Origin of the sequence: Brevibacillus sp. BD137, assembly GCF_041644655.1 — a bacterium.
GTDB lineage: Bacteria > Bacillota > Bacilli > Brevibacillales > Brevibacillaceae > Brevibacillus > Brevibacillus brevis_D.
The window spans coordinates 316,351-329,857 of the sequence record NZ_JAOTNO010000005.1 but is presented as its reverse complement, the minus strand read 5'-3'; the positions used below and the strand labels follow the sequence as shown (position 1 = coordinate 329,857).

Genomic DNA, 13,507 nt, shown 5'->3' with positions numbered 1-13,507 from the left:
TATTGTTCGTAAGGCTTCCCTACAATTTACTACAAGGTTGTGCGTTTGACAATGGGTGATGCCATCCGTTTTCAGAATATTATTGCCGAGAGGAATTTTGCGAGCGAACGATACTCGGCCTGTTGTTTTTGCTTGGCACAGCTAGCCGTACCACAATATCCTTCATCCCTTTGTAGTTGAATGGAATGAACGGCCACAAGTAAGGCGTATTGAGTGAACGGGTGGAAGCCAAGAAAATCAGGATGAGCGTAATCCCGATCATCAGTCCAGGCGTAGAGAAAAAGCCCGCCATAAGTATCAAAAACAAGCGAATAAGTCGATTTGCCAAGCTCATCTCATAGCTAGGAGTCGAGTACATCCCGATTGCCGCCACTGCCAAATACAAAATAACCTCGGGTGCTAGAAGTCCTACCTTGATCGCAACGTCCCCGACCAGAATCGCGGCTAATAAACCTACGGCAATCGAGAGCGGCGCAGGCGTATGAATGGCGGCCATCCGCATCAAGTCCAGACCAAGCTCAGCGATCACGAATTGTGCCAAAATAGGAATGCTGCCCATCTTTTTGATCCCTAAGAAATGAAGCGACTCCGGTATCATGGAAGGGTGCATGACCAATAGCAGCCAGATCGGTAAAATAAAAACCGATGCAAAGATTCCCAGAAAACGAACCCAGCGCAGATAAGCACCGATGACCGGTGTTTGCCGATATTCCTCCGCATGCTGTACATGATGAAAATAGGTGGCGGGTGTGATCATGACACTCGGCGAAGTATCCACATAAATCAGTACGTGACCTTCCAGTAGATGTACAGCAGCCACATCGGGACGTTCTGTATATCGTACTAACGGGAAAGGGTTCAACGTTTTTCCGATGATAAATTCTTCGACGGTTTTTTCTGCCATCGGGATCCCGTCAATCTGGATGTTTTGTAGACGCTCCTTCAACGTATGGACCAGCTCTTCATTCGCTACATCATGCAAGTAGGCAACCGCAACATCTGTCTTGGTACGCTCCCCTATCTGCATGATTTCGAATCGGAGCCGTTCGTCACGTATTCTTCGGCGGGTAAGAGTCGTATTGGTTACGAGTACTTCTGTAAAACCGTCATGCGCTCCGCGTACAATCCTCTCCGTATCTGGCTCCTGCGGTGTGCGATTTGGCAGGATTTTGGCATCGAGGATAATGGCGTGGGAAGATCGGTCAATGATCAGACCTACTTGACCGACGAGCAATTTATCCATAAACTCGTCAGTCGTATCTACCTTACTCAGTTGGTAGAAAGGGATGAATTTGTGAAACAAATGGTCGAAAGCGTTGTCAGCCATATCCCGCTCACGTACATCATTCAGCTCACGCATGATCTGCGAAATCAGTAGGCTTTCCGCGAAGCCGTTTATGTAATACAACAACATGCGTGTATGGCCCACATAAAAATCATGGACCCCAATATCAAAACTCTTGCCGACACCAAGTCTGTCGTTCAAATACTTCTGATTCTCTTCCAGATAAGGCGAGATGGGATGACGTTTTTCAGTGACCTGTGCCATGAGCGCCGCTCCTTTCCATTATCCATTGCACCGCTCTCTTCGTGATGGGACAACCGTTTTGCAAGCTGTCCCTCCCCTCCATTTTGCCTATATCTCCAATACCGATGACATTGGGTACATGCAGAGAATTCAAGATGTCTACGGTATCTCCATAAATATGATGCTGAAGTTGCTCGTCTGCGTACCCGTCCTTGTCCACCGCTTCGTCTACAATTTGTCCTTGGTTATTGACTGAATAAGCGACCGTCGCACCTTTGACCCATTGTGTATTCGAGGCTACTGCTATCGCACCAATTACTTCAATATCAGGATGCTTCACCACGTATTCGAGTGCTTGTTCTCCTCTCCCCTTGCCGTAATCTCCGTTGTCATCGAACATGACGATAACAGGATCATAAGGTGTCATCTTAATCAGTTCGACCATCTGATTCCCTCGCAGTGGAGTCGGGTTCCCGGCAGACAGTGAAATACATCGACCACCAAATTGTTTGGCGACATTCTCGATAACCTTTTGGGCAATATGATCTCCGTCTGTCACCAATATGACTTTCCGGCGTACTGTGTCCATGCTGGGTCACCGCCTTTTACTGCCTAGACTTACCCTTTGGGTTTAAAAATGAGAGAAGCAAAAAATCCGAATGCGATCGCAGCCGATATACCCGCACTCGTAACCTCAAAAATCCCCGTTGCTACACCAATCAATCCATGTTGTTCGGCCTCGCTAATGGCTCCATGATACAAAGAGTGACCAAAGCTTGTAATCGGTACAGTCGCACCTGCGCCTGCGAAATCGATAAATTTGTCATACACGCCGATAAAATCGAGAAAGACTCCTGCCACGACCAGCGTACTCATGACATGAGCAGGAGTTAGCTTGCCAACATCAAGAAGGAGTTGACCCACTACACAAACCAATCCTCCTACTACAAAAGCAATCAGGTATTCCATTAGCTGCCTCCTTCAAGCGCGACCGCATGTGCGATGCACGGTATCGAATTTCCCTGCTGAGTGCTTACCGGGCTTAAAAGTGCTCCCGTGGCGCAAACCAATACGTTTTTCAGTAAGCCTCGGTTTAGCTGATCAATAATGTAGCTATACGTGACCACGGCACTGCTTGCGCAACCGCTCCCACCTGAAAATACATCCTGATCTGGGGAGTAAATCATCAACCCACAATCATTGTAGACTTGATCCATATTATATCCTTCGGTTAACATGAGCTCCTTTAGAATCGGGTACCCGACAGCAGCCAAGTCGCCAGTCACAATCAAGTCATAGGATTGTGGGGAGCGCCCCGTATCTTCAAAATGTGTCTGAATCGTTGATGCAGCAGCTGGAGCCATGGCTGTCCCCATATCGAACGGATCTTTAATCCCCATGTCCACTACTTTTCCCATCGTCGCATATGTAATGCGTGGACCATTTCCCCCGATTCCAACCAATCCTGCACCAGCTCCTGTCACCGTCCACTGGGCACTCGGGGGCTTCTGTCCTCCGTATTCCGTGGGATAACGATACTGCCTCTCCGCTGTGGCATTGTGGCTACTGCAAGCAGCGATCGCCTTATTTGCATAGCCAGCGTTTACCAGAGCCGCCGCATTTGCCAGTGTGAGCATCGAGGTTGAGCACGCTCCGTACATGCCAAGCAGAGGCATCGCCAACTTTTCTGCTGTGAAGTTGGTCGTGATGTTCTGATTCAACAGGTCGCCAGCGAGAATGAGATCCACATCCTTGCCTGTGATGCCCGCCTTTTGCAACAAGGTATTGACTGCATCCTCCATCATCTGGCGTTCTGCGTCTTCCCACGTCTGTTGGCCTGCATACATATCGTCGTGAATTTTATCAAACAAGTGCGCCAGTGGTCCTTCGCCTTCTTTTGGTCCCACAGCAACTGCCGAGCTTTGCAGACGAACATTTTGATCAAAGTGCCAGGTTTGCCGATTGACTCGTTTCACTGGTTGATTGTTTGACACCCGCAGCCCTCCCTTAGAAAAGCATGTTGAACAGGCTCTTTATAATTCCCGCAATGAAAGCAGCAACAACCCCAAATACAATGACCGAACCAGCGAGCTTAAACATATTTCCGCCAACGCCGAGCACCAACCCTTCGCTCCGATGCTCGATGGCAGCAGAAGCGATCGAGTTGGCAAAGCCTGTAACAGGCACGGCTGATCCTGCTCCAGCATACTGCCCGATATTGTCATACACGCCTAATCCTGTCAGCAAAACGGATAGAAAGATAAGCGTCGCAACGGTCGGATTGCTTGCCGTTTTCTCCGTAAATCCAAAGAAGGTAATATACATATTTTGAATGGCCTGACCCAACAAACATATGGTCCCTCCTACCCAGAAAGCACGAAACGAGTTCAGCAGAACGTTTCGTTTGGGCTGGAACTTCGAAGCCTGCTGTTGATACAGTTGTTTGGTCATCTGCATCGATCCGGGATTTTTGGATTTTGTTTTGGTTGCCATGCCCTTTCACTCCCCTTGTATGCTTTCTTCCTATATCCTTCCTTTTTCTAAAGATGCCTATGAATAGTGGTATTTACCAGTTCACAGATGGAGCAGCCATTGTAGTAAGGAACCCGTCACTTTTCCCAAAACAACGGCCATCAACAGAAAGAGAAGACTGCCATCCATGTGGATTCGCTTCGCTAATATCGGGAAGACATTCAGTACCTCCGTTAGGCCTGCGGCGAGTGTCCCCACAAATATCCCTGCAAATATCCCGTAAATGGAAGAAACAATCACTGGCAAATGAGCTCCCCAATGAAAAAAATCAATAAACGTAAAAAAAAGCGCTCCTGCCACCAAGGCCCATTCCAGCGAGCGGATATATCGTTGAGCATTCGTTAATTGTGTCAACCTGGGAATGATGTCCAGAACGGTAATAAATGCGACCAGCCCACTCCCTACTGCAAGTCCTCCACCCAGCCCGATTAAAATAAGCAACAAGCACTTGATGACGCTCATTTCTTCGTCCGTTGGTTTTCCTTGTTTTCATTTTGTATGTAGTATTGATCCAGGCTTTGCTGATACATAAACAATTCCACTTCTAGCGGACTAGGTTCTTCGTTGATTTTTTTCTGGAAGATATGATTGAAAAACAGAATCATCCCCAAGCCGATTCCGATAGAGTAAGGAATTTGCATCCACAAGGGCTGATGGCTTTTTTCACCTGTAATCAAATAGTAGATTCGTTCGTGAACCTGCATCATGCTGACATCGGTATGGAAATTCATGATCGCCAATCCTGAGCCAATAAACAGTAGAAGCCAAACCATCCCCACCAAAATCGGGTTTGCTTTCTTTCGTGGACTAAGCACCTCCACAATGATTTGGGGAGCACCCTGGACGTCCAGTTCCACGTCGGGATAGACTGAACGCAGCCTTTTAATCACCTGCATGATATCGATGATGATCAAATTGCCATCTGTTGGCTTTGCCTGGTAAATGGGCATCCGCTTTAACGCTTCCTCGCGCTCTCCATCCCAGTAAAGCTGGCAAATGTCCCCAAGCGTAATCATGGCTTGTGGCTTTACCGCCAATCGCTTTCTCAGGCGCAGAAACAACGCGTCTTTCATGGTACCTTCCCCTTCCATCACATACCTGATTATTCGCTAGTATGTGCCGAGGCACAAAACCCATGCAGATAAACGGAAATGACCGTTTATTTGCTGACTGCAGGCGCTCACCTTCTGTTTAATGAAAAGCGTCGAGTCGTTATACACAAAACAAAACACCCCAGCCACGTAGTGACCGGAGTGTTTGGATCTGTTAGTGCTCAATTTGGTCTTTGATCGTTTGCAAAATGCGCTTCTCGAGGCGCGATACCTGTACTTGCGAGATTCCCAGTCTCTCCGCTACTTCCGACTGCGTCTGATCTTTGTAGTAGCGCAGGTAGACAATGAGTTGTTCCCGCTCGCTCAATCGACTGATCGCATCCTTGAGCGCAATCTTTTCAAACCATTTGTTGACCCCTTCATCTGCAATCTGATCGATCAGTGTAATGGGGTCCCCATCATTTTCAAAAACCGTTTCATGGATGGAAGAAGGTGCCCGATTTGCCTCTTGGGCAAACACGACTTCTTCTGGTGTAATCCCCACCGCGTCCGCAACCTCAGCAATCGTGGGTGCGCGACCGAATTGCTTGTACAGCTCATCCTTTGTGCGTCGTACCTTATTGGCTGTTTCTTTGAGTGATCGACTTACCTTGACTGTACCGTCATCGCGTAAGAAGCGTTGAATTTCCCCGATAATCATCGGCACAGCATAGGTTGAGAATCGAACATCATAGGAGAGATCAAACTTGTCTACGGCCTTCAATAGGCCAATACAACCGATCTGAAACAAATCATCCGCTTCGTATCCACGGTTGATAAAGCGCTGGACGACGGACCAGACCAGCCGAATATTGCTGTTGACGAGAAGCTCGCGTGCCTCAGTGTCGCCAGCTTGGCTCTTGGCGATTAGCTCTTTTACTTGGTCATTGGTCAGAAATGGTTGACTCGCGTTTTTAATATCGGCACCCATTGGCACTACCCCTAATTTTGCAAGGCTTTGGCAAACGCCAGGCGTTTGGTGAGGCGGACAGTTGTTCCCTTACCCACAACCGTTGCCACTTCCAAAGAATCCATGAAATTCTCCATAATCGTAAAGCCCATCCCAGAGCGCTCCAGCTCCGGTTTCGTCGTATAGAGTGGCTGCATGGCCTGCTCCACATCCTCAATTCCACGTCCATTGTCTTCCACAATCAGATCAATGCTGTCCTCTTGAATTCGCACAGAGATCTGTACCACACCCTCTGGATTTTCGTCATAACCATGGATAATGGCATTCGTAACAGCCTCGGATATAACGGTTTTGATTTCTTCCAGCTCGTCCATCGTAATATCGAGTTGCGAAATGAAGGCTGCAACTGCTACACGTGCGAATGCTTCATTTTGGCTCAATGCTGCAAACGACACTGACATAAAGTTACGCTGTACCATCATTACGCCACCCCCAGAACATGCAAAGCATCCGCTTCATTTTCGCGAAACTTGATTACCTTGAATAACCCGGACATCTCAAATATTCGATAGATCGTTGGATTGATCGAGCAGACATACATTTCTCCAGATCGGGCAGAAATCTGCTTGTATCTTCCCAAAATAACCCCGATACCCGAGCTGTCCATAAACGTCAAGTCAGCTAAACTCAGCACAATATGACGGATAGTAGAGGTACGCAAAAGATCATCCGCCTTCTTGCGCAACTCCTCTGCCGTATGATGATCAAGCTCACCCTGCAAACGGATCACTAGCACGTCCTGCCGTGTCTCCATCGCAACTCGTAAACTCATAGCTGCCACACTCCTTCTCCCTTGATAGAAACTCTCTTTCTTCCTCGGCGAAACCAATTCCTGCCAGCCGACAAAAGAACAAAAAAATCGAGCAGCCGCGCCATTCCATTCGGGGCAACTCGATTCTTTTCGCGCTCATGCTGTCTGCTAGTAGCTAATCAAAATGCTCTTGGTGGTTCGCTTGAGAATCTCCCACATGTTGGCTTTATCTACCTGATCTTCCGGGAACAGATCGATTCGATTTATTTCCTTGCCATCTTTTGTACGGATGAAAATGTGGCCGATTATTTGGTTCTTTGCTATCGGTGCATGAACCGCTTCCTTGATGACAATTTCCTTCTGGAAGGTATCAGCCGATTCTCCTTTTTTCATCAACAAACTAACTGCATGGGGTGTCACCGCATTGATTTGCGATTTCTGCCCCTTATCTACTACGAGTGTGCGCACAGGCTCTCCCTTTTTGTACATCGGCGTCACCTGAAAGTGCGTGAATGCGTAATTGAACATGGTCGATACTTCATTGTTGCGTGTTTTTACATCAGGCTCACCCAAAACGACTGCAATGACACGCATGTTGTTGCGTTTGGCAGTCGCTGTTAAACAGTATTTCGCTTCGCCTGTGTACCCTGTTTTCAAACCGTCCACCCCTTCATAAAAGCGCACCAGCTTGTTCGTATTCACAAGCCAGAAGGGGCTTTCTGTATCTTTTCGCAAGTAGTCTTGGTACGTACCAGTGAACTTCGTGATGCCTTCGTGTTTTAAGAGCTCGCGTGACATGATCGCAATGTCTCCTGCCGATGAGTAGTGATTCGCGGCAGGAAGTCCATTCGAGTTGACAAAATGCGTATTTTTCATGCCGAGCTGCTGTGCCCGTTCATTCATTCGCGTGACAAAACTCTCTTCCGTCCCAGCCAAGTGCTCAGCCATCGCTACAGAGGCATCATTCCCTGAGGCAATCGCAATCCCTTTCAACATGTCCTCTACCGTCATTTCTTCACCGGGCTGTAGAAAGATTTGCGATCCGCCCATCGATGCTGCTCTTTCACTTGTTCGAACCTTATCGGTAAGCTTAAGCTCTCCCCGCTCCACCGCTTCCATGATCAAAAGCATGGTCATTACTTTGGTGATACTGGCGGGTGGCATTTTTTCATTGGCGTTCTTTTCATACAAGACTGTTCCCGTATCCGCTTCGATCATCACTGCGGATGAAGCTTGTGGGGCAAAATGATTGTCACTCTTTTGCTGTCCAGCCTTTTCTTTGGCAATCGCCATCGGAGAAAAGATGGTAAAGCACATAAGGAAGCATAGAGCGAGGTATCCATTCCGTTTCATAGCAGTCTCTTCCCTCCATTCATGGTTTTATTCTCACCATCATGAAAGGAAAATATTCACACAAAAACGGCAAGATTATCTTCTCAAAAGCGAAAAGTCCCTTCCGCTACTAGCAGAAGGGACACTTTCTTAAATGACGAATCGGCTCACATTTTGGGTTAACTCATCCGCCATTTTTTTCAATTGCTCTACGTTTTCATTAATGCGTGCAATTGAATTCAATTGTTCATCCACTGTCTCTACCACACCTGAAATGGATTCACTAATTTCATCTGACATGGTGGCAAGACGTTGCATGGAGTTCGTCACTACCTGATTACCAGCCGCCATCTCTTCCGAGGTCGCCGTCATCGATTCGCTTTGCTCGGCAGCCGATTGAATCTCTGCCACGATATTATGGAAAGCGGTACCCACAGACTCTACAGACTGCAAGCCTCCACTCACCATGGTAACGATCTCGTCCATATGCTTGCTCATATCCATTGCCTCATCATTGATCGAATGGGCAATAGCAGCGATACGCTCAGAGAAGGAGCTACTATCCTCTGCGAGCTTGCGAACCTCACTGGCTACAACTGAGAAGCCTCGTCCAGCATCTCCAGCACGCGCAGCCTCAATGGCTGCATTCAGCGCCAACAAATTCGTCTGTGATGCAATACTCGTAATCATTTCAACGATGCTCGTAATTTCACGAGCCCGCTCACGAAGACTGTGCATTTGCCCAGCAGTACGCTCTACCTCACTAGTGGCACGTCTTACCGTATTGATTACGTTCTCGACTAACTCCATACCGCCTTGCGCTCTCTCAAACGTACGGGTCGTGGCAACCGATGTAGATTCGGCAGCCACAGCAACCTGTTCAACACCTTCCGAGATTTCCGAGACGGTATTAGCCGTTGCTTGCACTTCATTCGTCTGTGTAGAGACGCGTTGGGCAATCGTTGAAATATTATCCGTAATGACGTTAATGGCTCCCTTGTTTTCTTGCGCAAATAGCGTCAGCTCATCTGTCGCTACGTTCAGTTGAGTCGCTTGTCCTTGTACAAGGGCAATCAGCTTGCGGAGTTCAGCCGCCATGTCATTCATTTTGCGGCCAACCATAGCCAGCTCGTCATTTCCGTTTACTTTTACGTTGATATTAAAATGTCCCGCGCCGATTTGATCCATATCCTGCGCGATCGCGAACAGAGACAGTCGAATCCGTTTCGCAAACCACCAGATCGCCCAAACCGAGAGTCCGATGATCGGCAAGCTGAAGAGTACGAAGTACAGCCACATTCCGTCTACTTCACCATACACCTCGTCAGTTCCCGTAGACAAAACGACATTCCATTTCAACAAGGGAATCGGTGCAAAAGCTGCAAATGAATCAATTCCATGGTCCGAGTACAATAAACTGTTACTTGTCTCCTGCTTCATCAGGGCCAGCATCTCTTCATAATCTTTGTCCCCAGCCAGCACGAGCTTGTTGTTGTTGTTCGGATTTTGATGGGCCACAACCAAACCATCTTGGCGAACGACAAATGCGTAGCCATTCTCCATGAAAGAGATCTCAGGAATCTTTTGAATCATTTGATCAATCGTAAAGCCAACAACGAACAACCGGCTTGTATCATCGGCCTTTTCCCCAATGGGTGTCGCAATATAAAGAAAACTCTTGTTGCTACCTTCAACGATTTCTTCATCAGAAACGACCAAGGATTTCGTGGTTAGCGCTCTTTGGAAGTATTGCTTTTGCTTAAAGTCAATCTCATTTGTCCCGGTCAAGGAATATAGGGATTTCCCGGTAGAAGTGTCGATCAGATAGATTCTGGATACTTCTTTATGCGCCTGACGCAATAGGGTAAATTGCTCCATGATAAGCGGTTGCAGCTCTGTCATCATCACACGTTTGGATGCTGCCGATTTGGTCGAGTTCACAATCGCTTTCAAGTCATCTTCCATGCTATTTGCATGCTGGTCAGCCAGCATTTTCGCTTGGTTAGAGGTTATGCTAAACAATGTTGATTTCGAGAAGGAAAGGGCTATGTATTGCAAAGAACCGATAATAATAAGTACAAGAATTAGACCAAACACAATCATCTTTGTGGCAAGTGAGCCTTTTAGCTTTTCCGATGCTACTTGGCTAGTCAGGTTCACTTTTTTTAATAGATTCGATATTCCCTCCTTCTTTTTCCATCGTGGCGACAAAAATTTGCTCATGCTACTTGCCCCCTTTATCACTGCTACGATTTTCCAGTGCAAGAACTCCGAAAAAATACCCCTGAAAAAACTGCCTCTGGGTACAATACCCATTTTTTTCAGAGGTAAAACCTCCCTTATGAAGGGAAACGAGTTCCGGGCTGCACGAGTAGCCTCGGAACTCGCTATTTGTAATTGATTTAGTTATACAAATGACAAGCAGCGAAATGTCCTGGCTCTACTTCTTTCCACACAGGTACGGATGCAGCGCATTCCGGCATTGCTTTCGGGCAACGCGTACGGAAATGGCAACCACTTGGTGGGTTCATTGGGCTAGGTACATCACCTTGCAGTACAATTCGCTCACGGTTACGCTCAATTTCTGGATCCGGGATCGGAATCGCAGACAACAGCGCTTGCGTATACGGATGGAGTGGCTTTTCATACAAAGCATCACTTTCTGCCAGCTCAACCATTTTCCCCAGATACATAACCGCTACACGGTCGGAAATGTATTTTACCATGGACAAGTCATGCGCAATAAACATGTAGGTCAAGCCCATTTTTTCTTGCAGCTGTTCGAGCAGGTTTACAACCTGTGCTTGTACGGATACGTCCAAAGCAGAGATTGGCTCGTCACACACGATGAATTTTGGCTCTACTGCCAATGCACGGGCAATTCCGATACGTTGGCGCTGACCACCTGAAAACTCGTGTGGGAAGCGATTCATATGCTCAGGATTCAAGCTCACCAAGGAAAGGAGCTCCTGAATGCGCTCTTTGCGCTTTTGACCAGATGCCAGGCCATGAATATCCAGCGCCTCGCCAATGATATCCCCGACTGTCATACGCGGATTCAACGAAGCGTAAGGGTCTTGGAAAATCATTTGCATGTTGCGGCGCATCGCCTTCATTTCCTGCTGGTTCAAATTCATGATGCTCTTGCCTTCAAACAGGACGTCCCCTTCAGTCGCATCATACAGTCTCAAGATGGTGCGACCAGCAGTGGACTTTCCACAGCCTGACTCTCCTACTATGCCCAGTGTTTCTCCACGTTTGATCTCAAACGAGATATCATTCACAGCTTTCAGCGTGTTATCGCCAATGGAAAAGAATTTTTTTAGATTGCGTACTTCAATCAAATTTTCACGTTTATCCACTGATATCCCTCCTTCTACGCACGGTTCTGAGCAAGCGGATGTTGAAGCCAACAAGCTGCTCGCTGAGTAGTGCTGATGTCGTTCAGCTCAGGATCGATCTCTTGGCACACACGCATCGCTGATTCGCAACGCGCAGTGAATCCACAGCCAACTGGCGGACGCAGAAGGTCTGGCGGCGTACCAAAAATCGGTGTCAGTGGCTCGTCACGGTTCAAGTCAAGACGTGGTACCGAGCGTAGCAAGCCTTTGGTGTAAGGGTGTTGCGGATTATAGAAAATATCGTCAACGGTTCCAGTCTCGATCACTTTTCCTGCGTACATAACGATTACGCGGTCACACATCTCGGCAACAACACCAAGGTCATGCGTGATCAAGATAATGGAAGTGCCTGTTTTCTTTTGCAATTCTTTCATCAGGTCCAAAATTTGCGCCTGAATCGTTACGTCCAAAGCTGTCGTCGGTTCATCTGCGATCAACAGCTTCGGTGAACAAGCGAGAGCAATCGCGATCATAGCACGTTGACGCATACCGCCAGAGAACTCGTGTGGATATTGCTCCACACGTTTCTCAGGTTGCGGAATACCAACCATAGTCAACAGCTCAATAGCACGATCACGTGCTGCAGCTTTCGACATGTTTTGGTGCTTGATCAAACCCTCGGTAATTTGGCTACCGATGGTCATCGTTGGGTTCAAGGAAGTCATTGGATCTTGGAAAATCATCCCGATATCTTTACCGCGGATCGATTCCATCTCTTTTTTCGACTTCTTGACGATATCCTCGCCATTGAAGAGAATTTGTCCCTTTTTAATTTCACCTGGAGGCATAGGTATCAGCTTCATGAGGGTTTGAGCGGTTACGGATTTACCGCAACCGGACTCCCCTACAATCGCTACAGCCTCTCCGCGGTTGACGTGAAAATTCACACCGCGGACTGCTTTTACTTCACCTGCATACGTATGGAAGGATACGTGCAGGTCTTTTACATCAAGAATGCGTTCCATAACGACTATCCCTCCTATTTACGCAGGCGTGGGTCTACTGCATCGCGCAGACCGTCACCGAACAAGTTAAATGCCAAGATGGTCAATGAAATAAAGATTGCCGGGAATGTCAGACGCCATGGATAGTACTTCATGGCCGGCAAGCCCTCATTGGACATCGTTCCCCACGATGCAATCGGAGCCGAAACCCCTAACCCGATAAAGGACAAGAAGGATTCTGCGAAAATCGCGGAAGGTACAGTCAAGCTCAATGTTACGATGATTGGACCCAAAGCATTAGGAATCAAGTGTTTGAAGATCAGACGGTTAGCGTCAGCACCAAGGGAGCGCGCTGCCAGTACAAACTCTTGATTTTTCAATTGAAGGATCTGACCACGCACAATCCGGGCCATACCGATCCATCCCGTTATCGTTAAGGCAATAATAATCGTTCCGACACCAGGCTCTAACACAACCATCAACAAAATAACAACCAGCAGGTAAGGAATCGCAAACAGGATATCCGCGAAACGCATCATCATTTCATCTACTCTGCCACCATAGAAACCTGCGATACCGCCCCAGATCACACCAATGATCAGATCAATAAACGCTGCGGCAAGACCTACTTGCAGAGAGATACGTGCGCCGTACCAGATGCGCTCAAATACGTCACGACCCAAGTCATCTGAACCAAACCAGTGTTCAGCAGATGGCTTCTTGTTCTTCCCAGCCAAATCGGTCGTAAAATAATCTTGTGGAGTAAGCCATGGAACCACAATGGCACATACGATCAAGGCAATAATGAAGATCATGGAAGCCATTGCAACTTTATTCATTCTCATACGGCGCCAAACGTCAGACCAGAAAGAGAGACTAGGGCGCTTGATTGATTCTGCTTGACGAAGGTCAACGGAAATTGGCTCAAAATGTTCTTTTGTCAAGTTTTGCACGTGTC

At 47.5% G+C, this 13,507-nt stretch carries 15 protein-coding genes; all 15 read right to left on the bottom strand.

Going from position 1 to position 13,507, the window contains the following annotated elements:
* Window positions 1-79 precede the first annotated feature (79 nt).
* Complete coding sequence (locus ODZ53_RS14260; protein WP_372677809.1) at window positions 80-1,549, bottom strand: spore germination protein; 1,470 nt, start codon at window positions 1,547-1,549, stop codon at window positions 80-82.
* Window positions 1,533-2,117 (bottom strand): stage V sporulation protein SpoVABEA, encoded by a 585-nt coding sequence (spoVAEA, locus tag ODZ53_RS14255; protein ID WP_016739976.1) that lies wholly within the window; start codon window positions 2,115-2,117, stop codon window positions 1,533-1,535. The genes ODZ53_RS14260 and spoVAEA overlap by 17 nt, the downstream gene beginning before the upstream one ends.
* Window positions 2,118-2,146: 29 nt before the next feature.
* Window positions 2,147-2,497, bottom strand: coding sequence for a stage V sporulation protein AE (spoVAE, locus tag ODZ53_RS14250; RefSeq protein ID WP_007724093.1), 351 nt, complete (start codon window positions 2,495-2,497; stop codon window positions 2,147-2,149).
* Window positions 2,497-3,522 (bottom strand): stage V sporulation protein AD, encoded by a 1,026-nt coding sequence (gene spoVAD / locus ODZ53_RS14245; RefSeq protein ID WP_199927105.1) that lies wholly within the window; start codon window positions 3,520-3,522, stop codon window positions 2,497-2,499. The genes spoVAE and spoVAD overlap by 1 nt, the downstream gene beginning before the upstream one ends.
* A 13-nt stretch (window positions 3,523-3,535) precedes the next feature.
* Window positions 3,536-4,021 (bottom strand): stage V sporulation protein AC, encoded by a 486-nt coding sequence (gene spoVAC, locus ODZ53_RS14240; RefSeq protein ID WP_016739973.1) that lies wholly within the window; start codon window positions 4,019-4,021, stop codon window positions 3,536-3,538.
* Between the two features lie 81 nt (window positions 4,022-4,102).
* On the bottom strand, window positions 4,103-4,522 hold the full coding sequence (locus ODZ53_RS14235; protein ID WP_012686088.1) for a stage V sporulation protein AB: 420 nt from the start codon (window positions 4,520-4,522) through the stop codon (window positions 4,103-4,105).
* Window positions 4,519-5,133, bottom strand: coding sequence for a stage V sporulation protein AA (locus tag ODZ53_RS14230; RefSeq protein ID WP_087343636.1), 615 nt, complete (start codon window positions 5,131-5,133; stop codon window positions 4,519-4,521). Before ODZ53_RS14230 ends, ODZ53_RS14235 begins: the two co-directional genes overlap by 4 nt.
* A 193-nt stretch (window positions 5,134-5,326) precedes the next feature.
* A complete protein-coding gene (gene sigF / locus ODZ53_RS14225; RefSeq protein ID WP_005827375.1) occupies window positions 5,327-6,082 on the bottom strand; it encodes an RNA polymerase sporulation sigma factor SigF in 756 nt (251 codons plus the stop codon).
* A gap of 11 nt (window positions 6,083-6,093) precedes the next feature.
* Entirely contained in the window at window positions 6,094-6,543 is a 450-nt protein-coding gene (gene spoIIAB / locus ODZ53_RS14220) for an anti-sigma F factor (protein ID WP_007724107.1), read from the bottom strand.
* A complete protein-coding gene (gene spoIIAA / locus ODZ53_RS14215) occupies window positions 6,543-6,893 on the bottom strand; it encodes an anti-sigma F factor antagonist (RefSeq protein ID WP_007724108.1) in 351 nt (116 codons plus the stop codon). Before spoIIAA ends, spoIIAB begins: the two co-directional genes overlap by 1 nt.
* Window positions 6,894-7,040: 147 nt before the next feature.
* On the bottom strand, window positions 7,041-8,225 hold the full coding sequence (locus ODZ53_RS14210) for a D-alanyl-D-alanine carboxypeptidase family protein (RefSeq protein ID WP_372677805.1): 1,185 nt from the start codon (window positions 8,223-8,225) through the stop codon (window positions 7,041-7,043).
* Between the two features lie 129 nt (window positions 8,226-8,354).
* Window positions 8,355-10,427: a methyl-accepting chemotaxis protein gene (locus tag ODZ53_RS14205; RefSeq protein WP_199927106.1), complete on the bottom strand. Its 2,073-nt coding sequence runs from the start codon at window positions 10,425-10,427 to the stop codon at window positions 8,355-8,357.
* 179 nt (window positions 10,428-10,606) lie between these two features.
* A complete protein-coding gene (locus ODZ53_RS14200) occupies window positions 10,607-11,566 on the bottom strand; it encodes an ABC transporter ATP-binding protein (RefSeq protein WP_012686082.1) in 960 nt (319 codons plus the stop codon).
* Between the two features lie 14 nt (window positions 11,567-11,580).
* Complete coding sequence (locus ODZ53_RS14195) at window positions 11,581-12,570, bottom strand: ABC transporter ATP-binding protein (RefSeq protein WP_012686081.1); 990 nt, start codon at window positions 12,568-12,570, stop codon at window positions 11,581-11,583.
* A 14-nt stretch (window positions 12,571-12,584) separates the two neighbouring features.
* Window positions 12,585-13,502 (bottom strand): ABC transporter permease, encoded by a 918-nt coding sequence (locus ODZ53_RS14190; RefSeq protein WP_012686080.1) that lies wholly within the window; start codon window positions 13,500-13,502, stop codon window positions 12,585-12,587.
* Window positions 13,503-13,507 lie beyond the last annotated feature (5 nt).

Coding starts and splice junctions, on each gene's coding strand:
- spoIIAA (WP_007724108.1), bottom strand. CDS start 6,893: ATGAGTTTACGAGTTGCGATGGAGACACGGCAGGACGTGCTAGTGATC.
- ODZ53_RS14205 (WP_199927106.1), bottom strand. CDS start 10,427: ATGAGCAAATTTTTGTCGCCACGATGGAAAAAGAAGGAGGGAATATCG.
- spoIIAB (WP_007724107.1), bottom strand. CDS start 6,543: ATGATGGTACAGCGTAACTTTATGTCAGTGTCGTTTGCAGCATTGAGC.
- spoVAE (WP_007724093.1), bottom strand. CDS start 2,497: ATGGAATACCTGATTGCTTTTGTAGTAGGAGGATTGGTTTGTGTAGTG.
- spoVAC (WP_016739973.1), bottom strand. CDS start 4,021: ATGGCAACCAAAACAAAATCCAAAAATCCCGGATCGATGCAGATGACC.
- spoVAEA (WP_016739976.1), bottom strand. CDS start 2,117: ATGGACACAGTACGCCGGAAAGTCATATTGGTGACAGACGGAGATCAT.
- ODZ53_RS14230 (WP_087343636.1), bottom strand. CDS start 5,133: ATGAAAGACGCGTTGTTTCTGCGCCTGAGAAAGCGATTGGCGGTAAAG.
- ODZ53_RS14210 (WP_372677805.1), bottom strand. CDS start 8,225: ATGAAACGGAATGGATACCTCGCTCTATGCTTCCTTATGTGCTTTACC.
- ODZ53_RS14235 (WP_012686088.1), bottom strand. CDS start 4,522: ATGAGCGTCATCAAGTGCTTGTTGCTTATTTTAATCGGGCTGGGTGGA.
- ODZ53_RS14195 (WP_012686081.1), bottom strand. CDS start 12,570: ATGGAACGCATTCTTGATGTAAAAGACCTGCACGTATCCTTCCATACG.
- sigF (WP_005827375.1), bottom strand. CDS start 6,082: ATGGGTGCCGATATTAAAAACGCGAGTCAACCATTTCTGACCAATGAC.
- ODZ53_RS14260 (WP_372677809.1), bottom strand. CDS start 1,549: ATGGCACAGGTCACTGAAAAACGTCATCCCATCTCGCCTTATCTGGAA.